This is a genomic window from Enterobacter sp. MGH 4, assembly GCF_000534735.1.
Lineage (GTDB): Bacteria > Pseudomonadota > Gammaproteobacteria > Enterobacterales > Enterobacteriaceae > Enterobacter > Enterobacter intestinihominis.
On record NZ_KI973294.1, the window covers coordinates 281916 to 304699 of the forward strand.

Below are 22784 nucleotides of genomic sequence, written 5' to 3' on the forward strand. Positions count from 1 at the left end.
TTCCCCCATTAGACATAAGGGAGATTATCTGTGGCCGTTCATTTGCTTATCGTCGATGCACTTAACCTGATTCGCCGTATTCACGCGGTACAGGGCACCCCCTGCAAGGACACCTGTTTACACGCGCTGGAGCAGCTCATTCGCCATAGCGAACCCACCCACGCTGTTGCCGTATTCGACGATGAAGCACGCAATACCGGCTGGCGGCACCAGCGCCTGCCGGACTACAAAGCCGGGCGTGCGCCGATGCCGGACGATCTGCACGCCGAAATGCCCGTTATACGCGCGGCCTTTGAACAGCGCGGCGTTCCGTGCTGGGGCGCACACGGTAATGAGGCTGATGATTTAGCCGCAACGCTGGCGGTTAAAGTCGCGAGCGCCGGGCATCAGGCGACTATCGTTTCAACCGACAAAGGCTACTGCCAGCTGCTCTCTCCAACGGTCCGCATCCGCGACTACTTCCAGAAACGCTGGCTGGACGCGCCATTTATTGCCAGCGAGTTTGGCGTATCGCCTGAGCAATTGCCGGATTACTGGGGGCTGGCGGGGATCAGCAGCTCCAGAGTGCCGGGTGTCGCCGGTATTGGACCCAAAAGTGCCGCACAGCTGCTGACGGAGTTTCAGAATCTGGAAGGGATTTACGCAAGGCTTGAGGAAGTGCCGGAAAAATGGCGCAAGAAGCTGGAGGCGAATAAAGAGATGGCGTTTATCTGCCGGGAAATCGCAACGCTACAGACGGATTTACAGCTGGACGGGAATTTACAGCAGTTAAGGTTAGAACGTTAAAACAACTACACGATTTTGTAGGCCCGGTAAGCGCAGCGCCACCGGGCGTTACAAACGTTATCGCTCGTCGCGACGCCCACCCACGGCCGCCCACCAGCGACGGATATGCACCGTCACTTCTTCACGGTCGTGATACAGCTGACGCGCCTGGATTTCCGCGTTAATCCCGTGTTCGTCCAGTTGCTGCTGAATATAAGCCAGGTTCTGCGACACCTCTTCGTAACGCTTTTTCATCGGCAGCTTGAGGTTGAAAATCGTCTCACGACACCAGCCGTTCACCAGCCAGGAGGCCATCAGCGCCGCGACTTTCGCCGGTTTTTCTACCATGTCGCACACCATCCAGGAGATGTTGTTACGGGTAGGACGGTAGCGGAAACCATCTTCACGCAGCCAGGTGACCTGCCCGGTGTCCATCAGGCTTTGCGCCATCGGGCCGTTATCCACAGACGAAACCCACATGTTGCGTTTCACCAGCTGATAGGTCCAGCCGCCCGGGCACGCGCCAAGATCGACGGCATACATGCCGTTTGCCAGACGTTCGTCCCACTCGTCCGCCGGGATAAAGACGTGGAACGCCTCTTCCAGCTTCAGGGTTGAACGGCTCGGCGCGTCTGACGGGAAGCGCAGACGCGGGATCCCCATAAAGAACGGCGAGTTATTGGTGGTATACGAGTAGCCGGTGTAGCAACATCCTGGCGCAATAAAGAAGATATGCACGACTGGACGCTTTGGCGTTTCGTAGTTTGTCAGCACTCCCGCATCACGCAGTGCCGCGCGGAGCGGCACGGTAAACTTACGGCAGAACTTCATCAGCTCTTTGCTTTCATTGGTGTCAGCCACTTCCACGCGCAAATCGCCGCCCTTCTCCACCACGCCCTGCAACAGGCCAACAATCGGCGTGATGCGATCCTCCGGCGGAAGATCTTTCAGTAATTCGCCCGCGACAAACATCTGACGGGCGAAAATCAGCGAGCTGAACGGCAGTTCGCGCGCCAGCTTGTCGGCATCATCAGGCTGATAGCATTCAAATACCACATAGCCCGCGTTCTCTTTGACGCGAGCGAATCCGAAGACTTCACGCTTCGCCGCTTTATCGGTGATTTCCGCGGCGCACTCTTTCTCAAACCCCGGGCGACAATATAAAACAACCTTATTCATGAACAACGCCCTTGCGTTTCAGACGGATAGCTCCGATAAACATTAAAACCCAACCCGCCAGGAAGCTGACGCCGCCGACAGGTGTAACAAACGCCCACAGGCGTAAATGCGACAGCGCCAGACAGTAGAGACTGCCGCTGAACAGTACGGTACCCAGCGCCAGAAAGACGCTGCTCCAGTAAAACCAGATGCTGATACGGCGCTGCATCGCCACCGCCAGCCCAAAAATTGCCAGCGTGTGGAACGCCTGATATTCAAGGCCGGTCTGGATCCAGCCCATCTCCACAACGCCCAAAGACTTGCTTAAGACATGCGCGCCAAACGCGCCCAGAGCTACAAAAATAAAGCCACTCACCGCGGCGAAAATCAGCATGAATCGGCTGGTCATGTTTAAGTCCTGAATTAATGCGTGCCCGGCACACAAACGTTATTGTTCATACCTGAAGCGGAATTTTTCTTGCTCGCTTGCCGCTTTCGCCAGTATCCACTGCCGGAAAGCGGCTATTTTACCCAGTTCTGCCTGACTGTCATGACAAACCAGATAAAATGCATTCTTGCTGACCAGTACATCGTTAAATGGGCAAACCAGACGGCCTGCCTCAATTTCGGACTGCGCCATGACGTTATTCGCTAATGCCACGCCCTGCCCGTGAATGGCAGCCTGTAACACCATCGCGCTGTGGCTAAAAATGGGCCCCTGCTGCACGTTTATATGATTAAGACCTAACTGGCGGGTATAAGTTTGCCAGTCGCGACGCGACGCATCGTGCAAAAGCGTGTGTTGCGCCAGATCGGCGGGCGTTTTGAGCGCTTTCTCCCCCGTCAGCAGCAGTGGTGAACAGACCGGCAGCAGATATTCTGCGTATAATTTTTCAACACGCAAGCCCGGCCAGTTACCACGACCGTAAAAAATCGCCACATCCACATCGTCTGCAAGCTTGTCTTCCTGACGGTCCACCGCCTGGATTCGGACATCGATTCCCGGATAAGTTGAGTTAAAGCTTGAGAGTCGCGGCACCAGCCACTGAATGGCAAAACTGGGCAATAAACTCACAGTCAGGGCACCTTTTGCGCTCCGTGCCTGAAGCTTACGGGTGGCTTCCGTCAGCTGGGAGAAAATCTCTTTAATATCCTGAAAATAGCTCTGCCCTTCTTCGGTCAACAGCAACGAACGGTTGCGTCGACGGAACAGCTTAAGCCCCAGAAAATCCTCCAGAGACTTGATTTGATGACTTACTGCGGCCTGTGTCACAAAAAGCTCATCGGCTGCGCGGGTGAAGCTGAGGTGGCGTGCTGCTGCATCAAAAACACGTAATGCATTTAGGGGTGGCAATCGCTTGGACATGGTTATCTGGCTTAGATGTTAACGAGATTTAACATATAGGAAACAACGTTTAACCTATTAGTTTTTTTTATCTGAGCCATTATAATTTGTCCGTTGAGGAACTACCAGCAAATACCTATAGTGGCGGCACTTCCTGAGCCGGAACGAAAAGCTTTTTTTGGAATGCGTGTTCTGAAGGGCTTTTGGCTTACGGTTGTGATGTTGTGTTGTTGTGTTTGCAATTGGTCTGCGATTCAGACCACGGTAGCAACGCTACCAATTTTTCACTTCCTGTACATTTACCCTGTCTGTCCATAGTGATTAATGTAGCACCGCCAACTTGCGGTGCTTTTTTTCGCTTATCTAACTGTTAATGCTCGATTTCCTTCATCTCTTTCACGTCACTGCGATTGATCTGCTGTTTGTTCCCGTTAGCATCTTTATATGAAATCATCCCGGTATCATTATCGGTTGTCGGTTTCCCTTCAGAGACGATAGATCGACCATCGTTGGTATGCATTACGTAGTTATTTCCAGAACATGCGCTCAGGGCAAAGGTCAACGCACAGGCAGAAATGATTGCAGCTGTCTTTTTCATGATTATTCTCCTTTAGCAATTAATGCTATTCAAACCTCGATTTATAACAGGCTAAAACATCCGCCTAACACTATTTAGCATAACCTGCTTTTTCAGACTCGCCAGGATAAGCAGACAAATCTGATAGATATCAACTTCCTTGCCCTGTCGATGAATTTGCGCGACGATCGTAGAATCGATATGAGGAATTCCATGAACGCTTTCAGTCCTGCGCAGTTTCGCGCACAGTTTCCTGCGCTGGCCGATGCCGGCATTTATCTTGATAGCGCCGCCACGGCCCTTAAGCCGCAGGCGGTGATTGAGGCGACCCGCCAGTTTTACAGCCTGAGCGCCGGGAACGTGCACCGCAGCCAGTATGCCGACGCGCAGCGCTTAACGGCGCAATACGAAGCCGCACGGGATCAGGTCGCGCGCCTGATCAATGCTGACAGCGGTAAGAACATCGTCTGGACGCGGGGCACTACCGAGGCCATTAACATGGTGGCGCAATGTTACGCGCGTCCGCTGTTGAAGCCCGGGGATGAGATCATCGTCAGCGAGGCGGAACACCACGCCAACCTGGTGCCCTGGCTGATGGTGGCCGAACAAACCGGGGCACGGGTTGTAAAACTCCCGTTGGGTACAGACTTCCTGCCTGACGTGGCGCGTCTGCCTGAGCTGATTACGCCGCGCAGCCGTATTCTGGCGCTGGGGCAGATGTCCAACGTCACCGGCGGCTGTCCGGATCTGGCGCGCGCCATTGAGATTGCCCATGCCAGCGGCGTGGTAGTAATGGTCGACGGTGCGCAGGGTGTGGTGCATTTTCCGGCTAACGTTCAGGCGCTGGATATCGACTTCTATGCCTTCTCAGGGCATAAATTGTACGGGCCAACCGGTATCGGCGCGCTGTACGGCAAACCTGAACTGCTGGCCCGGATGACGCCGTGGCTCGGCGGCGGCAAGATGATTACCGAAGTCACCTTCGACGGTTTCAAAACGCAGGATGTGCCTTACCGCCTGGAAGCCGGTACGCCGAACGTGGCAGGGGTTATCGGTCTGAGCGCAGCGCTCGAATTTCTCGCAGATACGGACGTGGCTCAGGCTGAAAGCTGGAGCCGGGGCCTGGCGACGCTGGCAGAAGAAGAGCTTAAGAAACGCCCCGGGTTTCGCTCGTTCCGCGTCCAGGACTCCAGCCTGCTCGCCTTTGATTTTGCGGGCGTACACCATAGCGACATGGTGACGCTGCTTGCCGGATACGGCATTGCCCTGCGCGCAGGACAGCACTGCGCCCAGCCGCTGCTGGCGGCCATGGGGGTGAGCGGTACCCTGCGCGCCTCGTTTGCACCGTACAACACAAAAAGTGACGTCGACGCGCTGGTTTCCGCCGTCGACCGCGCCCTGGAATTACTGGTGGATTAATGACAAGTTCAGCCTTAGCCGGGCATCCGTTCGGCACCGTTATCACTGAAGAGACGTTAAAACAGACCTTCGTCCCGCTCACGCAGTGGGAAGATAAATATCGTCAGTTGATCCTGCTGGGCAAACAGTTGCCCACGCTGTCAGACGAACTGAAATCGCAGGCGAAGGAGATAGCTGGCTGCGAGAACCGCGTCTGGCTTGGGTTTAGCATATCCGGTGAGAAACTGCATTTCTTCGGCGACAGCGAGGGACGCATTGTTCGCGGTCTGCTGGCGGTGCTGTTGACCGCAATCGAAGGGAAAAGCGCCGCAGAGCTGCTGGTGCATTCTCCGCTGGCGCTGTTTGATGAGCTGGGACTTCGCACGCAGCTTAGCGCCTCGCGCGGTCAGGGACTGATTGCGCTAAACGACGCGGTGCTGGATGCCGCCCGTCAGGCTCAGGCCTGACGTTCCGCCTTCGCCATCATCTTCTTCAGGGCGTGAGAGACCGCCACAAAGCCGAAGGAGGCGGTCACCATGGTGGCCGCTCCAAACCCTGAGGCACAATCCATCCGCTTTGGCCCTTCCGCTGTGCTTTTCATTGCACAGACCGAACCATCCGCCTGCGGATAAACCAGCGCTTCTGTCGAGAACACACAGTCCACGCCCAGCTTGCCTTTACTGTTCTTCACCACGTTGAAGTCGCTTTTTAAGCGCTCGCGCAGCTTAGCGGCCAGTGGATCCTGAATGGTTTTCGCCAGATCTGCCACCTGGATCTGCGTCGGATCAATTTGTCCACCCGCGCCGCCCGTTGTCACCAGCGGCACCTTGTAACGACGACAGTAAGCGATCAGCGCCGCTTTTGGCCGCACGCTGTCGATGGCGTCAATCACATAGCTGTAGCCTTTGCTCATGTACTCCGCGACGTTATCTGCCGTCACAAAGTCGTCAATCACCGTTACGCGGCACTCCGGGTTGATGAGACGAATACGCTCCGCCATCACCTCGGACTTCGCCAGACCGACGTTATCACGCAGGGCGTGGATCTGACGGTTAGTGTTAGTGACGCAGACGTCATCCATATCAATCAACGTAATTGCGCCAATGCCGGTTCTCGCCAGCGCTTCTGCCGCCCACGAACCCACGCCACCAATGCCCACCACGCAGACATGCGCATCCGCGAACAGTTGCAGGGCTTTTTCACCGTATAACCGTGCCGTGCCGCCGAAACGCTGGCGCCAGGCATCGCTGATTACCACAGACATAAAACCTCAGATGTAAAAAGGGTGAGGTATTCCTCACCCTGAACCGTAATCCGTCTTGCGCTCAGAATACCACACTCAGCCGCTAAATACGTTCCCGGTACCCGGCGCTGTCTTCAGCACCCACACGCGCCCGTAGTGGTTATACCAGCCTGCACGGTGGCCGGCATCCGGGCCGATGCCCTGGTAAATATCGAAGTGCTGACCTTTAATCGCCCCGCCCACGTCCAGCGCCACCATCAGGCGTAATTCATACTTGCCGTTGAATTTGCCGTTGTTGTCGAGGAGAGGGACTTCCGCCAGCAGCGTGGTACCCGCTGGGATAATCGAACGATCCGATGCCACAGAAGCGCGGCCAATCAGCGGGACGGCGCTCGCCCCTTTCACCGGCGCAAAGTTCTGCGGTTTGAAGAAGACAAACGATGGATTCTGCTCAAGCAGCTCACGCACTTCCGCTTCGCTGTGTTTTTCGCCCCACTCGCGGATCGCCTGCATCGACATATCTTCTCGTTTCACTTCACCACGGTCGATGAGCACCTTACCGATGCTGCGATAGGCATGGCCGTTTTTCCCGGCATAGCTAAAGAAGTTCAGCGGCGAGCCGTCGCCAAAATCAATATAGCCGCTGCCCTGCACGTCCATGATGAAGTTATCCATCAGCGAGTTGCTGTAGGCCAGCACGTAATTTTCGCTAAGCGCACCGGCATAGATTTCAGCGCGTGACGGGAGACGACCGCGTTTTGGCGGCATGCGGTAAATCGGATACTGGAATTCGCCCTGACGCGTGTGTCGTGCCTGGACAACCGGGGTGTAGTAGCCGGTAAACTGAACGTTACCGTAGTTATCCGCCCCTTCCATCTGCCACGCGTCAATACCAAACTGGCGCATATTGCGCGTATCACCGCCAGCACGCAGCCAGTCCTGCACTGCACTATAAACGTTGTTCTGTGAGCCATACAGGCGCGGCGACGCTTTGCGGATCTGGTACACCTGCTCGGAGAAATCCCCGGCATTGATTGGAGCACCCACGGCATCTGGCTGGTTAACTAAAGAGAAAGGCTGGGATAACTTCCCGTCTTTATACTGTTGACCGCGATCGGTCGGTTTGGAAGAGCAGGCCGCAAGAATCGCTACCATTGCGCCTGTCATCAGATACTTCACCCAACGTCCTTTCATTATATCTCGTCTTTTAGTTGCCCAATTCCGCGTGATGAAGATAACAAACCCACCGTGGTAATGAAATGCGATCGCCTTCCCTTTGGCAAATTCTGGACAAAAAATAGTCCAAAGTGGCTATTCCCGTTCATTTTGCATACAAAATAATGAATTATGCGAAAAAGGGGTTGCATCACAAACCTATCCGAGTATAGTGCGCTTCCACGGACGCGGGGTGGAGCAGCCTGGTAGCTCGTCGGGCTCATAACCCGAAGGTCGTCGGTTCAAATCCGGCCCCCGCAACCAATTAAAATTTGATGAAGTATCTTCTACGACTGTAGAAAGACGGACGCGGGGTGGAGCAGCCTGGTAGCTCGTCGGGCTCATAACCCGAAGGTCGTCGGTTCAAATCCGGCCCCCGCAACCAACACTTCTTAAAACAATAAACACCCTTAAGGGTGTTTTTTTGTATCTGCCGTTTGTGAAAGTGCCGGGCGAGATACCCGGCGTAATACCCTATCCCCGCCGCGCCAGCGTTTCCCCGTCTGAGAAATAGGCCCGAATACCCGCCAGAATCGACTCCGCCACTTCCTGCTGGAATTTAGCCGTCTTGAGCTTGCGTTCCTCTTGCACGTTACTGATAAACGCGGTTTCGACCAGAATGGACGGAATATCTGGCGCTTTCAGTACCGCAAATCCGGCCTGCTCGACGCTGTTTTTGTGCAGCTTGTTGACCCGGCCCAGTTTGCCCAGCACCGCTTTACCAAACTTCAGACTGTCGGTAATGGTCAGCGACTGCACCATATCAAACAGCGTATGGTCGACGTAACGATCCCCGCTTTTACTCACGCCACCGATTAAATCCGAGGCGTTCTGCGTGTCCGCCAGGTATCTCGCGGCGGTACTGGTCGCCCCTTTCGTTGACAGGGCAAACACCGACGATCCGCTCGGCTGGCGGCTGGTGAAGGCGTCCGCATGAATAGAGACAAACAGATCCGCGCGCTGCTTCTGCGCTTTCGCCACGCGGACCTTCAGCGGGATAAAGACATCTTCGTTGCGCGTCATGTAGGCGCGCATATTGCCCTCTTTGTCGATTAACGCCTTCAGACGACGGGCAATTTGCAGCACCACATCTTTTTCGCGGGTGTGATATTTCCCAACGGCGCCGGAATCTTCTCCGCCGTGGCCAGGATCGAGCATGATCACAATCGGACGATCGCGCCCCGCCCTGCCCGGCTTAGGACCACTTTGCGCAGGTGGGACCTGCCGCTGGAGATCGCCTTTGTTGTAATCTTCAAGTAACGCCAGGAGCGGATCCTGAATATCCGTTGCATTCGCCGGATAGAGATCCATTACCAGGCGCTCCTTAAAGGCGGCAACAGGCGCAAGGGCAAAGAGCTGCGGTTTCACGTTCTGCTTCAGCTCAAACACCATGCGCACGGTTTGCGGATCGAACTGCCCGACACGCGCCGATTTGATAAAAGGATCGTCGCCACGGATCTGCGCCGCCATGCCTTTAAGCACGGAGTTGAGATTCACACCTTCGAGATCAACCACCACACGTTCAGGATTGCTGAGGGCAAATTGTTTGTATTTCAGCACGCGGTTGGACTCGACCGTCACGCGCGTATAGGTCGACGACGGCCAGACGCGCACCGCGACTACCTGGCTTGTGGCGGCAAGACCCACCTGGCTGACGCTAAGCAACCACATCGCCCCGGCCCCTTTTAACAGGCGGCGGCGGCTTATTGCTGAATTGGATCCCGACATGCTTCTCCCGAGCAAGAAATCTGATTGATGAACAAAACGCCCAAATTGACCGAAAACTTTAACGAATGACGCATAAACTGTCATCTATAAAAGGGTAAACAATCATACGTTAACGCACGGATTACTTATTATTTTCTGTGGGTCGCAGAAAATTTTGGCTTGCACACGCGGCCACAATCGAATAAAAATACATAAATAACGAATAAACATTCATTAAGGGTTGTGTCATGGTTAAGGAACGCAGAACCGAACTGGTCCAGGGATTCCGCCATTCTGTTCCCTATATCAACACCCATCGGGGGAAAACCTTTGTCATCATGCTTGGCGGCGAAGCCATTGAGCATGAGAACTTTTCCAGTATCGTCAATGATATCGGCCTGCTGCACAGCCTCGGCATCCGTCTGGTGGTGGTGTATGGCGCACGTCCGCAAATCGAAGCCAACCTGGCCGCCCATCACCATGAGCCGATCTACCACAAACATACCCGCGTGACGGATGCGAAAACCCTCGAACTGGTCAAACAGGCGGCGGGTCTGTTGCAGCTCGATATCACCGCCCGCCTGTCGATGAGCCTGAGTAATACGCCGCTGCAGGGCGCGCACATCAACGTGGTGAGCGGCAACTTTATCATCGCTCAGCCGCTCGGCGTGGACGATGGCGTGGATTACTGCCACAGCGGCCGCATCCGGCGCATTGATGAAGAAGCCATTCACCGCCAGTTAGACAATGGCGCGATCGTCCTGATGGGACCCGTTGCCGTTTCCGTAACGGGTGAAAGTTTTAATCTGACCTCGGAAGAGATTGCCACCCAGCTGGCCATCAAGCTGAAAGCGGAAAAAATGATCGGCTTTTGCTCCTCACAGGGTGTCGTGAACGATGAGGGCGTGATTGTGCCAGAACTTTTTCCGAATGAAGCCCAGGCGCGCGTCGAAGCGCTGGAAGCACAAGGCGATTACTATTCCGGTACCGTGCGTTTTCTGCGCGGCGCCGTCAAAGCGTGCCGCAGCGGGGTACGCCGCAGCCACCTGATCAGCTATCAGGAAGACGGCGCGCTGTTGCAGGAACTGTTCTCCCGGGACGGGATCGGTACGCAGATCGTAATGGAGAGCGCCGAGCAGATCCGCCGTGCCACCATCAATGACATCGGCGGCATTCTGGAGCTGATCCGTCCGCTGGAACAACAGGGCATTCTGGTTCGCCGCTCCCGCGAGCAGCTGGAGATGGAGATCGACAAGTTCACCATCATCCAGCGAGATAACCTGACCATTGCCTGTGCGGCGCTTTATCCGTTCCCGGAAGAGCAGATTGGCGAAATGGCGTGCGTTGCCGTGCACCCGGATTACCGTAGCTCCTCGCGGGGGGAACTGCTGCTTGAACGCGTGGCGGCACAGGCGCGCCAGATGGGTCTGAGCAAGCTGTTCGTGCTCACCACGCGCAGCATTCACTGGTTCCAGGAGCGCGGCTTCACGCCGGTGGATATTGATTCTCTGCCGGAAAGTAAGAAAGAGATGTACAACTACCAGCGCCGCTCGAAGGTGTTAATGGCGGACCTGGGATAACAATCACCCTCTCCTGTCGGAGAGGGTGATTACTCAGACAGATTCAAAAATCGCGCTTAATCCGCTTCTGCGCTCGGTGCGAGTGGCAATCGCCTGTCCCAGCACGCGTTCATCCGCATACAGCGACAGACGCTGGCGCGCACGGGTAACGGCGGTGTAGACCAACTCACGGGTTACGACCGGCGAAAGCTGTGTCGGCAGGATCAGCGCCGCATGGTTGAACTCTGAGCCCTGAGACTTGTGTACCGTCATCGCCCATGCCGTTTCATGCTCTGGCAGACGGCTGGGCTGGACGGACTTCACGCTGCCGTCCGGTAGCTGGAACCAGACGCGCAAACCGTTACCGCGATCGAGCGCAATACCGATATCCCCGTTGAACAGCCCCAGCGTACTGTCGTTGCGGGAGATCATCACTGGCCGGCCTTCATACCATCGCGAATGCTGCTGACGGTTAATTTTGCGTTTCTGCACGAGCAGCTGCTCCAGCCTGTCGTTCAGGCCCGCAACGCCGAACGGCCCTTCCCGCAATGCGCACAGAAGCTGGTATTCGCCAAATGCGGCAATGACCTGCCCGGGCTGACTGCGCTGCTGCACGCAGCTCAGAAAACGCTGGTATCCATGGAGAGCCTCCTCAAGCATAGCCTGATACTCTTCTCCGCTTTGCAGCGATTTCTTTTCAATGTCAGTGAAAGAGCCGTCAAACACCGTGCGCGTGGCATGCCGATCGCCACGGTTGACCGCCGCAGCCAGCTGGCCGATGCCGGAGTTGCTACCGAAACGGTAGCTTTTTTGCAGCAGGCACAGGCTGTCACGCAGTGCGCCTGCGACCGGCGAGTGATCGGGTTCAAGCGAGCAGCCGGTCAGGCGGGCAAGCTCCTGCGCCCGCGCGGCGGTATAACCGTAGCTGGCGTAGGTACAGATATCCCCCAGTACCGCCCCGGCTTCCACGGAGGCGAGCTGGTCGCGATCGCCCAGGAAAACCACGCGCGCATGCGGCGGCAGAGCATCGATCAGGCGCGACATCATGGTCAGGTCAATCATGGAGGCTTCATCCACCACCAGCACGTCCAGATGCAGCGGATTACCCGCATGGTAGCGCAGCCGCTGGCTACCCGGCTGCGCGCCGAGCAGACGGTGCAGGGTACTCGCTTCACCCGGGAAAAGCGCAAGCTGCTCCTGAGTGAGCGGCAGCTGTTGCATCGCACCGCCCAGTGATTCGGTCAGTCGCGCCGCAGCCTTCCCGGTGGGTGCCGCCAGACGAATACGGCATCGCTGCTCGCCTGATAGCTGGATCAGGGCTGCCAGCAGCTTTGCGACGGTCGTGGTTTTCCCGGTCCCCGGGCCACCTGAAATCACCGAAATCCGCCGCGTCAGGGCGACGGCCGCCGCCACTTTCTGCCAGTCTGTAGGCTCACCGGAGTCAAACAGCCTGTCCAGTGTCTGGCGAAGCTGCGCTTCGTCGCAGGGAAGCGGCGCGTTGGTCTCACTAAAGAAACGCGCTACCGTCAGTTCGTTTCGCCACAGACGGTTCAGATATAAGCGCTCCCCCGTCAGGATCAGCGGCGCCTGGTTTTCTCCCGGCCCGACGGCCGACGATTCGCGCAAAATTTTCTGCCAGTCCACCCTCTCCCCCAGCAGCGCAAAGCAGGACTGGAGGACAGGCGGCATTTTCTCGTCAACAACCAGACGCGAGAGTGGCAGACACACATGCCCCTCTCCGGCGTCTTTACTCAATAGGGCAGCGGCAAGCATCACGGCGGGCTGGTCAGCGGCAATCATCATGGCAAACTGCACATCCAGCTGACGCAGCACGCGTTGCTCTACCGCTTCCAGCAATAAGTCCTGCATCGTCATGCCATCTCCTCCGTGTTTGCTGCAAACAGGTTATCCATTTTATTAATCAATTCCGCATCCGGACGGGTGCTGAAGATCCCGGAGCGCGGATCGGCAGCGTCGACCCCGCGCAAGAAGAGGTAGATGACGCCACCAAAATGATCGTCGTAGCGGTAATCCGCAATACGGTGGCGCAAATAGCGGTGCAGCGCTAGCGTGTAGAGTTGATATTGCAGATCGTAGCGATGCATTTGCATGGCTGCCGCCATCGCCTGCTGGGTATAGGCTTCGCTGTTCTCGCCCAGCCAGTTCGATTTGTAATCCAGCAGGTAGTACCGTCCTTCGTGACGGAAGACCAGGTCGATAAAGCCTTTCAGCATGCCCTGCACTTGACGGAAGTTCAGCGGCGGGCAACCGGCTGAGAGCGGATCGTACTGACGGATAAGCGCATCGAGCGCGTCGGCCTTAAGCGGGCCTGCGACAGGCAGATAAAACTCCATCTCAACCTGTTTATTTCTGGCCGTTAGCTGACGAAGAGCGAAGCCCTGCTCAGTCAGCGGTGCCTGCAAAATGGCGTTGATCCAGTCAGTGAGAACGGGCTGCCAGTGCGCGTCATAGCCCCCGCTCTGTAGCATCTTCAACACCCACTCCTCACTGACAGGCTGAGTAAAATCAAGCTCTTCAAAGAGGCTGTGCAAAAAGGTGCCCGGCGACGCGCCGCGTGGGAACTGATGCGGAGTTAACGTCGGTTCAACCGGAATATCACCCACCCCTGCGGCATCCACGTCCAGCTTCGGCATGAGATCCAGCGCAATACTTTGCCCGTGCTGTTGCAGGCCAGAATAGCTGGTGACGCGCCAGTCGTCGGCAAGCACCCGCGTGATCTGGCGCGCATTAAGGTCGGTCGCGGGCTCTTGCGCCATTTGCCAGCGGCTATTGTCTGGCAGAGACGGGATATGCAGTGCGATATCGTCACCGCAGAGCGACTCAATGCAGAGGCGCAACCCCGCCGCATCTTTCGGCTCGCCACGCTGAATAAGCCGCCCTAACGCGCTTAAATGGAAATCGCTTTCCCCTGTTTTCTCCCCGCGACGGCGGAAAACCGGGGCGACGCCCAGGCTGCAATGCCAGACAGAACGGGTCAGCGCCACGTAAAGCAGGCGCAAATCCTCCGCCAGACGCTCCGCTTCTGCCAGTTCAACGCTGGTCTCCGCCTTGCTGAGATCGAGCACCGCATCGAAAGTCTCGCGGTCATGGTAAAAGGCCTGATCCTGAACCCGGTAGTTCGCGATGAAAGGCAGCCAGACCAGCGGATATTCGAGACCTTTGGATTTGTGAATGGTGACGATTTGCACCAGATGCTTATCGCTCTCAAGACGCATCTGCTGGCTTGAAGAGTTACTGTTTGGATCCGCGATTTGCTGCGCCAGCCAACGCACAAGGGCATGTTCACTTTCAAGCTGGGTACCCGCTTCCTGTAACAGTTCGCTGATGTGTAAAATATCGGTCAGACGCCTTTCACCGCCGGATGTCGCCAGCATATTTTCGGCAATCTGACGCCGTGTCATCAGCTCGCGCAGCATCGCCATGACGCCGCGCTTTTGCCAGCGTTCACGGTAATGGACAAACTCTTCTACCACCGCATCCCATGCGTTTTCGTCATGGTTGAGTTCATCAATATCCCGTGCGTTCAACCCCAGCATAGAACTGGCCAGCGCGCTTCGAAGCGTATTTTCGCGCTCCGGCGCCAGCACCGCCTGAAGCAACCAGAGCATTTCCTGGGCTTCCAGCGTGTCGAACACGCTGTCGCGGTTAGAGAGATACACTGACGGAATATCCAGCAACGTTAGCGCATCGCGGATTAACGCCGCTTCCTGACGACTGCGCACCAGCACGGTAATATCAGAGGCCTTTACAGGATATGCCTGTTCCCCCTTCCACAGCAGTGCCTCGCCGCGCGCGCCTGCGCTTAGCCAGTCACGGATTTGCGCGGCGCAGTGCTGGGCCATCGCCGCCTGATAATCGGCAACGCCATAGCCTTCCCCCTCAAGCAGCCAGAAGGTCATGGCGGGTTGCACCGCACCGCTGACTTCAAAGCGCAGGGATGCGTTTTTTGGGGCGGATTTCACCGGCAGGAAAGGGATTTCATTGAACATGAATGCCGACGCCATACGGCTGAACAGCGCATTGACGCTCTCAACCATCCCCGGAGCGGAGCGCCAGTTGGTATCTAACGTGTAATGCGCGACCACCTCACTACGGGCTTTCATATAGGTGAAGATATCTGCCCCACGGAAGGCGTAAATGGCCTGTTTAGGGTCGCCTATCAGCAGCAGGGCAGTGTCGGGCTGCTGTCGCCAGATGCGGCGAAAAATGCGGTACTGTTGGGGGTCGGTGTCCTGAAATTCGTCAATCATCGCCACCGGAAAACGGGTACGGATCGCGCTGGCGAGCGCTTCACCATTCTCGCTGGACAGGGCTTCGTCCAGGCGGCTCAGCATGTCATCAAACCCCAGCTCGCCCCGGCGACGTTTTTCGCGCGCGACGGCCTGGCGGATCTCCGTCATGGCGCGGGTGATCATCAGGTCATTGAGCGTTAATGGCTCCGCAAGCAGCGCTTCAATCGCCACAAACAGGGGATGCTCAGGCACAATACCGTCGGCTTTGGTTCGCTCGGTCAAAAAGCGCTGCGAAAATTTTTCCAGTGCGTCCGGAAGCTGGTAACCCCGCGTCTCCTCCTGGGCCCAGGCGCTGATCTTTTCGATCCACTTCCCCTGGTTCCCACGGTTGAACTTGCGTCTGTCGATGCCTGAGTTTTCGATGATTGCATCAATTTCACCAACCGACTCATTCCACTTCTGCTTAAGCGCGGTAATTTTGGCGACGATCTTTTCATGGCGCGAGGCCAGCGTTTCATCGGCAGGCGGAGGAGATTTAATGACCGGCGCTTCGCCTTGCAGGTAACGGTCGATGGCGCGAAGAAGCTCTTCCGGACCTTTCCACAGGGCGTGAACCGCTTCAGCAATGTCGCGCTGCAACGGATAACAGTGACGACGCCAGAAATCCGCACAGGCCTGATAGCGAAGCTCGGATTCATCTTCAATAAGCTGCTGCTCAAAGAGCATGCCGGATTCAAACGCATTCAGGCTCAGCATGCGCTGACAAAAACCGTGAATGGTGAAGACGGACGCTTCATCCATTTGCCGTTCGGCCAGCAGCAGCCATTGCGCAGCCTGTTGCTTATCCGCAATCTCGTCCAGCAGGCTCGCGTAGAGGGGGTTATCCGTCGTCTGACGCAGACAGGCGATGCGCAGCTCATGAATGTTGCTGCGAATACGGCCACGCAGCTCGGCAGTGGCCGCTTCGGTGAAAGTTACCACCAGCAGCTCTTCCACGCTTAACGGGCGCGAAAAAGCGGCGTTGCCGCCGAGCCCCAACAGCAGACGCAGATAGAGCGCGGCGATGGTATAGGTTTTTCCCGTTCCCGCTGAGGCTTCAATCAGTCGCTCACCCTGTAGAGGTAAACTTAGGGGATCAAGCGGCTCAGCGGTATGGGTCATTCTTTCTTACTCCAGGGCATAGTTTGTTGCAGCGCGCTGACGCTCTTCCAGACGGTCCACTCTTTTGATTTTACGTAGTCCGTTTTCCCGTTCTGGCTGCCAGAAACCTGAGACAGGATGGCCATACCCTGCGGTTTAACTACCGCCTGATGGAAGAAATCGGCAACTTTTTGTGGCGTCAGCTGTTTTATTTCGGCCACTATTTTATCACGCGAATCAAATTTCATATTACCGCGATCAAAATCTTTGCTCAGCTGCGAGGCCTCTTCACCCAGCGTCTGCGGCGGTTGCATCACCTGGGCGATAACCGCCTGCTGGATCTGGGCAAACTCTTCCGGCTTCATGGCGCGCAGTTTTGCTTCCGCCTGCGGGAAGAATGCCTGATAACGTTGCCACAGGTAAGCGGGTTGCTTGTCGCTGCTTTGCAGAAGGAAGCCCAACCCCCACTGACGGCCCACATTCATCGAGAAAGCGAATACCGCATAACCCAGCTGCTCTTCGGTGCGCAGCTGGTTGTAAAACCACGGCTGAATAATTTGACCGAGCACCGCACTCTGGGCAGAGCTGGTAAATTCGTCATATCCGACAGGGACAAACACCGCGGCCAGCGCGGAATCCGTGCTGCTTCCCGCTTTTTCGAAGATCGCATTCTGCTTTTTCTCTACCAGCACATCCTGGTTACGGCACCACTCATCGCCTTTTGAACCCAGTTGCGCACGCACGTTTTGTGCCAGCGTTTTAGCCTGATCTTCGCTCATGTTCCCTACAACCAGGAACTCCGGACGAGTATTGGTTTTCAGCGAATCACGGTAAGCCAGCACCTCTTTTAAGGTGACTGAGGGCAATAACGCGCGGCGATCTTCGCGCTGGAAATAAGGAATTTGGGACAACATCTGTGCTGGCATAATCGCCTGATCGTAGGCTTTACCCTTCTCGGCAGAATCCATCATCTGGGCATACCAGGACTTAGCCTGCTCGAGCTGTTCTTCCGTAGGCGTATAGCTGAAATAACCGTCCAGCAGCGCCTGGAACAGCTGCGGCAAACGCTGGGTATAGCCGTTGGCATTCACCATCAGGCCGTTATTGGCATTGGTGGAGAAACTGATACCGCCAACGGCAGCCTGGTTGCTGAGCTGATCGAGGGCAATACCGGCCAGATAATCGTTAAGCGCAAACAGCACCTGGTTTCTGGCGCTGTCCATTGCTTTAGGATTACGCAGCACTACGCTGACATCCGCTTTTGGCTCGTCGCCGAAATAGCGGCTTGGGGTGTAGACCACGCGCAGCGTCGGCTCATCAACAATCAGCTCCGGATGCGGATAGGCCTTTGCGGGTTTGATCAGCGAGAAATCGTCCGGGATGTAGGGGTTAAGCTCCGGTAACTTCAGCGCAATTTCCCCCGCCTTTTTCTGCCAGCCCGCGAAGGTCTGTTCGCTGATTTTTTCAACCTGATACGGGGCATCAACGAAGTAGGCCATTTTGTTATGCGGTTCGTTCGGGCTGATATACCAGACGCGGGCATTCTGCGGAGTCATCATCGCCAGACGCGCTTTGAGCGCCCCGGCGTCATACTGATCGGCAATATTTACCGCATCCAGCGTATGTTCCACCGGCACGCGGATCATGGTATCTGCCAGCCACTCGACGTAGTCCATATCACGCGTAATAGAGGGATAGCGGAAATCGAGATCCAGCACGTGCGCCAGCTCGTCGAAGTAGCGTTTATCGACGCCTTTGTCGCGCAGCAGAGAGAGATAACTGAAAATGGCCGCAACGACGTCGTCACGGTGAGCCAGCCCTTTATCGGTCAGCGTCGCGGAGATGGCCAGCACGCCGCTATTCCCGTTTACGACGGGATCGGAGTCAGCGCGAATACCTTCCACCAGCCCCTGCTTTTGCAGCCAGTCGGAGAGCGTACCCGGGCTGCGGTTACCGATAAGATAAGTCACCAGCTCGTCGGTTTTGCTGCGGAACTGCGCCGTGTTGTTATCAATACGGAATTCAACGCGTAACACCTTGCGCGGCAAGGCCGGCACATAGTGAATAACAATGCCTTTTTGCGCGTCCGTGACAACCGGCACGTTAATCTGCGGCAGATCGATATTTTTATTTGGCACCCTGCCATAGGTCTGCGCAGCCATGTTTGCCAGCGTCGGCAACGGTTTATTGCTGTAAATAACCGCTTTCATCAGATTGGCGGAATAGTATTTTTCACGAAACGCATGCAGCGCATCGAGCACCGGGCTACCCGGCTTGTCGCTCAGCGTTTCAAGGTTGCCGCCTGAGAAGCGCGAACCCGGGTGCGCCGGATTGATGGTTTCAGCGCTAACCTGCGCCATGCGCATACCGTCTCGCGTGCGCGCCATCGTCAGTTCGGCGTTTACGGCGTTGCGTTCCCGGTCAGCATATTTTTTATCCAGCAGCGGTGCGGCGATGGCATCCGCCAGACGGTCCACCGCCCCGTCAAGCGCATCATTTTCCACTTCCAGGTAAAACGCGGTACGATACGGCGCAGTGCTGGCGTTGTGGCTGCCACCATGCATTTTCAGAAATTCGGACAGGCTGTCAGGCTGTGGGTATTTTTTAGACCCCATCAGCGTCATGTGCTCAAGGTAGTGCGCCAGTCCCGGATGGTCATCAGGATCTTCCAGCGATCCGACCGGCACAACCAGTGCGGAGAGCGATTTAACCGCCTGAGGATCGGAAACCAGCAGCACGGTCATCCCGTTATCAAGACGAATCGCCTGATACTGACGGGTGTCCTTATCGCTCTTACGGATTGTTTCCTGGACAGGTTGCCAACCGGAATCGGCCTGAGTGACGGGAGCCCAAAGGGCGATAAACAAAACAAACGCTTTGAACAAGGTGCTGCCTGGCATTACGACCTCTTTATCACGGCTACATCATTAACAACGTGCGTGCTGGACACGCCAGCATCTCTTTCTTTGGGTACATCAGTCCGTGATAAGAGGTGCATCATAAATGAACACCCCGTACTGTGCAATTTTTATACAGCACTCAGGACTGCTTAAATTTGAACAACGGTAACAGGTAGCGTTGCGCCTCTTCCGTGATAATGTCGAAATATTCTGGCTCCAGCGTTCGCCATAAACGTTGATACCAGACATCGTCGCCCTCGCCACGTACCATCATGTTCCCTTCGTAGGCCTGCAAAAACTTGCTGCGCGCTTTCTGGAGCGAAGCCTCATCCGTTAACATGGCATCATTCTGCGCGTCGTAACAGGCTTTTATCCATGCCCCCCCACTTTCAGGCAGCAAAAGCAGAGGCTTGTTCATGCCCTGACGATAACCTTCAATATAAAGCGACAGATACGTCAACGCCTGCTCAGGCTCCATCGGCGGGAAGCGCCACTCGCCGTCCTTACGTACAAACAACCGGCTTTCGCCTTCGTGACCACTCGCACTGTAGACAAGATGTTCGAGCCAGAGTTGCAGGCCATGTGAAACGCTGAGCATAGATGGGCGCCAGCGTAGCAGCCCGTCAGACTGCACGTGCGTGAGCCAGCCGCTGAGGTGCATACCGTTACAATCGAGATCAATTTCAATGCTGCTCGCCGGTTGCCGACACGCGATAACCCGGTCAGCAAGCGCTTGCATCTCCTCACACTGGGCATCCCAGACGATTTCGCCGAACGCACCATACGGCAGTAATCCCGACGCCCTGTAACGTCGGAACAGTTTACTGGCGTCTTCTTCGTCAACCAGCGCATTCAAAAGCTGGGAATTAAGCTTAAAACGCTCCAGTCCATCAAGAATAAACGGTTCCGCATCAGGGATTTCGCTCTCTTCCGAGCGGAAGTTCACCTGCAAGCGTTGCTGGAAAAAAGCCCGAACCGGATGGGCCCAAAAGCGCTGCAGCTGCTCAAACGTAAGGGTGTCTATGGCGCGCGGTTCGAGCGCCTGAATGAAATCGGTTTGCGGTGTGCCCGCGTTCTTCGCAGCGGGAAGCCACTCGCGGGCGTAGCTTTGCAGTTCATCAGGAACGTAATTAACAGGATCAAACGGCATACGGCTATGGTGACAGGTAATATGCGCTTTCACCCGACGTTCGCTCTCGTCGCAGTTACAGGCCTCATCGCCCGGCAGATAGTGACTTTGCCCGATGTAGTCCACCAGCTCCTGCAGCAGCACGGACGGGAAACGCTCGCTGTTGTCCTGAATTGAACGGCCGATATAGCTGATATAAAGCCTGCTTTGCGCAGACATCAGCGCCTCAAGGAAGAGATAACGGTCATCATCGCGGCGGCTGCGGTCGCCCCGCTTCGGCTGTGCGCTCATGAGATCAAAGCCCAGGGGTGGCAGCGCACGTGGATAAATACCGTCGTTCATGCCAAGCAGACAGACTACTTTGAACGGGATTGAACGCATCGGCATCAGGGTGCAGATATTCACCGGCCCAGCAAGGAAGCGCTGGCTGATGCGCTCCTGATCGAGACGTTGCGTCAGCTCATCACGCAGAAGCGAAAGGGGAACCGCCTCGTGATAGTGCGAATTAACCCCCTCATCAACGATGGCCTGCCACTGCTTCTCGATAAGCGCCATGGCGGCTTCCGTTTCGCTGTCCGGCAGGAAGAAGTCATTTAGCATTTCGCGGCAAATCGGCAGCCACTCTTCGAGTGGACGGGGCTGCATCAATGCACGGCGCCAGCGGTTGAGCTGCATCAGCAGCGAGGCTAAGTGACCAACCAGTTCCGCAATTAACCCACTGGACTCATCGTACGGCAGCACGTCATTCCATTCGCCGTGGATGCTCTCCATCGCATACCCCAGCAGCATACGCGTCAGGCCAAACTGCCAGGTATGCTGGCCAGTCGCGGGCAGCTCAAACTCCTGGACGTTATCATCGTCGATTCCCCAGCGGACGCCGGATTCGTTGACCCACTGGCGCAGGTAGCGCAAGCCCTCTTCGTTAATGCTGAAGCGTGCGGCCAGAACAGGCACATCCAGTAATGCCAGCACATCCTCAGAGATAAACCGGCTATCAGGCAGCGAAAGCAGGCTGATAAAGGCCTGTAGCGCCGGGTGTGACTGACGAGCACGGCGGTCAGAGATCGCGTAGGGAAGATAGCGGTCGCCCGTTGCGCTGCCAAATACAGCCTGAATAAACGGGCTGTAGCTGTCGATATCCGCCACCATCACCACGATATCGCGGGGTGTCAGGGTTGGGTCGTCCTGCAACATGGCCAACAGGCGGTCATGAAGAATTTCAACTTCACGCTGTGGGCTGTGGCAAACGTGGATCGCGATACTGCGATCGTCAGGATCCAGTTTTCGCTTCTTATCGCTTCGCGCAAACTCCTCGGCAGTGATCCCGGCCACGGCACGGTTTTCTAAATCCAGAATATCAAGCTGAATATTGTGCAGCAGGCTGTCCGGCGTAATATCCGCAAACGCGTCCACGTCCCCCTCTCCCGAGGAGGTGATATCTGAAAGCAGATAAATATAGTCGCGCCCCAGCTTGCCCCACGAGGCAAGTAGCGGGTTCGGCAGGTTCTGAATCCCCTCTTCATCGAAAAGCTGCGCCGCGTTTTCACTGTCTTTAAACAGCGGCACGGCGCGTTCCTCAAAGAGGCGTTTACGCTGGCGGGTGACCAGCCGTGAAAGCCAGCGCGGATCCTGAATATCTCCCCAATAGTGCCGACATGGGTTGGTAAAGAGGATATGGATATCAATGTGCTTACCGAGCGCTTTTAGCGCGTTCAGGTAGACAGGCGGCAGCGCGGAGATACCGCAAATGAACACGCGTGACGGCAAACGGGCTGGCCGTTCTGCGGTGTTCTCAAGTGTTGAGATAAAGCGATCGTACAAGTTAGCACGGTGCCATTTAGGCTGACCGAGCTGCCCGGTATGCTCGACCAGCGCTTTCCAGAGCGGCGCCTGCCAGATTTGCGCTTCCGGTAACCCATCGACTAATTCTCCCGCTTCCCAGCGAATCAGCCATTCTGCGCGGTAAACCAGATACTGGTCATAGAGGTCAGCAGTGCGTGAGGCCAGCTGAAAAAGTTTGCGCTTGTCGGTGTCGTCATTCAGATAGTGGCGCAGCATGGCGAACTCATCATGCGCCAGCATGTCCGGCAGCAGCGTCATCAGTTTCCAGGCCATGCTTTGTTTGTTGAAGGCACTCTGCTCAGGAATATCCGGCAGGACGCGAACAAACATCTCCCAGATAAAGCTCGCGGGCAGCGGAAAATCGATATTCGCCGCAATGCCAAACTTCTGCGAAAGGGACATTTGTAGCCACTGCGCCATACCGGTGCTCTGCACCAGCACCATTTCTGGCTCAAACGGATCGTCAAGACGCTCTTGCTCAACGATATACTCCATCAGTGCTTCCAGCACATCCAGACGATTTGAGTGGTAAACCCTTAGCATAAACGCTCCC

At 56.0% G+C, this 22784-nt stretch carries 15 protein-coding genes and 2 tRNA genes; 6 read left to right on the top strand and 11 right to left on the bottom strand.

Annotated features, from left to right (window positions below; genetic code table 11):
* The first annotated feature begins 30 nt into the window (after nucleotides 1-30).
* A complete protein-coding gene (gene xni, locus L350_RS06935; RefSeq protein ID WP_032626021.1) occupies nucleotides 31-786 on the top strand; it encodes a flap endonuclease Xni in 756 nt (251 codons plus the stop codon).
* A gap of 57 nt (nucleotides 787-843) precedes the next feature.
* Here xni and rlmM read toward each other — a convergent pair whose 3' ends face one another.
* The 4 genes from rlmM to L350_RS06915 all read right to left on the bottom strand — a co-directional run bounded on the left by rlmM (nucleotide 844) and on the right by L350_RS06915 (nucleotide 3866).
* Nucleotides 844-1944: a 23S rRNA (cytidine(2498)-2'-O)-methyltransferase RlmM gene (gene rlmM, locus L350_RS06930; RefSeq protein WP_022649221.1), complete on the bottom strand. Its 1101-nt coding sequence runs from the start codon at nucleotides 1942-1944 to the stop codon at nucleotides 844-846.
* Nucleotides 1937-2332: a DUF423 domain-containing protein gene (locus tag L350_RS06925; protein ID WP_003862756.1), complete on the bottom strand. Its 396-nt coding sequence runs from the start codon at nucleotides 2330-2332 to the stop codon at nucleotides 1937-1939. Before L350_RS06925 ends, rlmM begins: the two co-directional genes overlap by 8 nt.
* Before the next feature lie 39 nt (nucleotides 2333-2371).
* Nucleotides 2372-3289 carry a glycine cleavage system transcriptional regulator GcvA gene (gene gcvA, locus L350_RS06920; protein WP_022649222.1) on the bottom strand — a complete coding sequence of 306 codons (918 nt, stop codon included), beginning with the start codon at nucleotides 3287-3289 and terminating at the stop codon, nucleotides 2372-2374.
* A 349-nt stretch (nucleotides 3290-3638) separates the two neighbouring features.
* The gene (locus tag L350_RS06915; RefSeq protein ID WP_015571738.1) at nucleotides 3639-3866 is read right to left on the bottom strand and encodes a YgdI/YgdR family lipoprotein; all 228 of its coding nucleotides are present in this window, start codon (nucleotides 3864-3866) and stop codon (nucleotides 3639-3641) included.
* 192 nt (nucleotides 3867-4058) lie between these two features.
* On the opposite strand from L350_RS06915, the gene csdA reads away from it, so the two are divergent.
* Both csdA and csdE read left to right on the top strand, forming a co-directional pair.
* The gene (csdA, locus tag L350_RS06910) at nucleotides 4059-5264 is read left to right on the top strand and encodes a cysteine desulfurase CsdA (RefSeq protein WP_032626023.1); all 1206 of its coding nucleotides are present in this window, start codon (nucleotides 4059-4061) and stop codon (nucleotides 5262-5264) included.
* The gene (gene csdE, locus L350_RS06905) at nucleotides 5264-5710 is read left to right on the top strand and encodes a cysteine desulfurase sulfur acceptor subunit CsdE (protein WP_023298505.1); all 447 of its coding nucleotides are present in this window, start codon (nucleotides 5264-5266) and stop codon (nucleotides 5708-5710) included. Before csdA ends, csdE begins: the two co-directional genes overlap by 1 nt.
* On the opposite strand, the gene tcdA is transcribed toward csdE, so the two are convergent.
* Both tcdA and mltA read right to left on the bottom strand, forming a co-directional pair.
* The gene (gene tcdA, locus L350_RS06900; RefSeq protein ID WP_006811804.1) at nucleotides 5701-6507 is read right to left on the bottom strand and encodes a tRNA cyclic N6-threonylcarbamoyladenosine(37) synthase TcdA; all 807 of its coding nucleotides are present in this window, start codon (nucleotides 6505-6507) and stop codon (nucleotides 5701-5703) included. The genes csdE and tcdA overlap by 10 nt on opposite strands.
* A 75-nt stretch (nucleotides 6508-6582) precedes the next feature.
* Nucleotides 6583-7680, bottom strand: a complete 1098-nt coding sequence (gene mltA, locus L350_RS06895) for a murein transglycosylase A (RefSeq protein WP_022649225.1) — start codon at nucleotides 7678-7680, stop codon at nucleotides 6583-6585.
* A gap of 208 nt (nucleotides 7681-7888) precedes the next feature.
* On the opposite strand from mltA, the gene L350_RS06890 reads away from it, so the two are divergent.
* Both L350_RS06890 and L350_RS06885 read left to right on the top strand, forming a co-directional pair.
* Nucleotides 7889-7965 (top strand) — tRNA-Met (locus L350_RS06890).
* Nucleotides 7966-8009: 44 nt separating this feature from the next.
* Nucleotides 8010-8086 (top strand) — tRNA-Met (locus L350_RS06885).
* Between the two features lie 89 nt (nucleotides 8087-8175).
* Here L350_RS06885 and amiC read toward each other — a convergent pair.
* Nucleotides 8176-9429, bottom strand: coding sequence for an N-acetylmuramoyl-L-alanine amidase AmiC (gene amiC / locus L350_RS06880; RefSeq protein ID WP_022649226.1), 1254 nt, complete (start codon nucleotides 9427-9429; stop codon nucleotides 8176-8178).
* A 227-nt stretch (nucleotides 9430-9656) separates the two neighbouring features.
* On the opposite strand from amiC, the gene argA reads away from it, so the two are divergent.
* Complete coding sequence (gene argA, locus L350_RS06875; protein ID WP_022649227.1) at nucleotides 9657-10988, top strand: amino-acid N-acetyltransferase; 1332 nt, start codon at nucleotides 9657-9659, stop codon at nucleotides 10986-10988.
* Nucleotides 10989-11021: 33 nt separating this feature from the next.
* Here argA and recD read toward each other — a convergent pair whose 3' ends face one another.
* The 4 genes from recD to recC form a co-directional block, all read right to left on the bottom strand.
* Complete coding sequence (gene recD, locus L350_RS06870; protein WP_032626026.1) at nucleotides 11022-12842, bottom strand: exodeoxyribonuclease V subunit alpha; 1821 nt, start codon at nucleotides 12840-12842, stop codon at nucleotides 11022-11024.
* Nucleotides 12839-16381: an exodeoxyribonuclease V subunit beta gene (recB, locus tag L350_RS06865; protein WP_032626028.1), complete on the bottom strand. Its 3543-nt coding sequence runs from the start codon at nucleotides 16379-16381 to the stop codon at nucleotides 12839-12841. The genes recD and recB overlap by 4 nt, the downstream gene beginning before the upstream one ends.
* A complete protein-coding gene (gene ptrA / locus L350_RS06860; protein WP_032626031.1) occupies nucleotides 16378-19260 on the bottom strand; it encodes a pitrilysin in 2883 nt (960 codons plus the stop codon). Before ptrA ends, recB begins: the two co-directional genes overlap by 4 nt.
* Before the next feature lie 139 nt (nucleotides 19261-19399).
* Entirely contained in the window at nucleotides 19400-22774 is a 3375-nt protein-coding gene (gene recC / locus L350_RS06855) for an exodeoxyribonuclease V subunit gamma (RefSeq protein ID WP_032626033.1), read from the bottom strand.
* Between the last annotated feature and the right edge of the window lie 10 nt (nucleotides 22775-22784).

What these genes read in the sequence shown, in the direction of transcription:
- L350_RS06915 (WP_015571738.1), bottom strand. Translation starts at nt 3,866, where the DNA reads ATGAAAAAGACAGCTGCAATCATTTCTGCCTGTGCGTTGACCTTTGCC.
- recC (WP_032626033.1), bottom strand. Translation starts at nt 22,774, where the DNA reads ATGCTAAGGGTTTACCACTCAAATCGTCTGGATGTGCTGGAAGCACTG.
- gcvA (WP_022649222.1), bottom strand. Translation starts at nt 3,289, where the DNA reads ATGTCCAAGCGATTGCCACCCCTAAATGCATTACGTGTTTTTGATGCA.
- L350_RS06925 (WP_003862756.1), bottom strand. Translation starts at nt 2,332, where the DNA reads ATGACCAGCCGATTCATGCTGATTTTCGCCGCGGTGAGTGGCTTTATT.
- csdA (WP_032626023.1), top strand. Translation starts at nt 4,059, where the DNA reads ATGAACGCTTTCAGTCCTGCGCAGTTTCGCGCACAGTTTCCTGCGCTG.
- mltA (WP_022649225.1), bottom strand. Translation starts at nt 7,680, where the DNA reads ATGAAAGGACGTTGGGTGAAGTATCTGATGACAGGCGCAATGGTAGCG.
- ptrA (WP_032626031.1), bottom strand. Translation starts at nt 19,260, where the DNA reads ATGCCAGGCAGCACCTTGTTCAAAGCGTTTGTTTTGTTTATCGCCCTT.
- amiC (WP_022649226.1), bottom strand. Translation starts at nt 9,429, where the DNA reads ATGTCGGGATCCAATTCAGCAATAAGCCGCCGCCGCCTGTTAAAAGGG.
- recB (WP_032626028.1), bottom strand. Translation starts at nt 16,381, where the DNA reads ATGACCCATACCGCTGAGCCGCTTGATCCCCTAAGTTTACCTCTACAG.
- tcdA (WP_006811804.1), bottom strand. Translation starts at nt 6,507, where the DNA reads ATGTCTGTGGTAATCAGCGATGCCTGGCGCCAGCGTTTCGGCGGCACG.
- recD (WP_032626026.1), bottom strand. Translation starts at nt 12,842, where the DNA reads ATGACGATGCAGGACTTATTGCTGGAAGCGGTAGAGCAACGCGTGCTG.
- rlmM (WP_022649221.1), bottom strand. Translation starts at nt 1,944, where the DNA reads ATGAATAAGGTTGTTTTATATTGTCGCCCGGGGTTTGAGAAAGAGTGC.
- argA (WP_022649227.1), top strand. Translation starts at nt 9,657, where the DNA reads ATGGTTAAGGAACGCAGAACCGAACTGGTCCAGGGATTCCGCCATTCT.
- csdE (WP_023298505.1), top strand. Translation starts at nt 5,264, where the DNA reads ATGACAAGTTCAGCCTTAGCCGGGCATCCGTTCGGCACCGTTATCACT.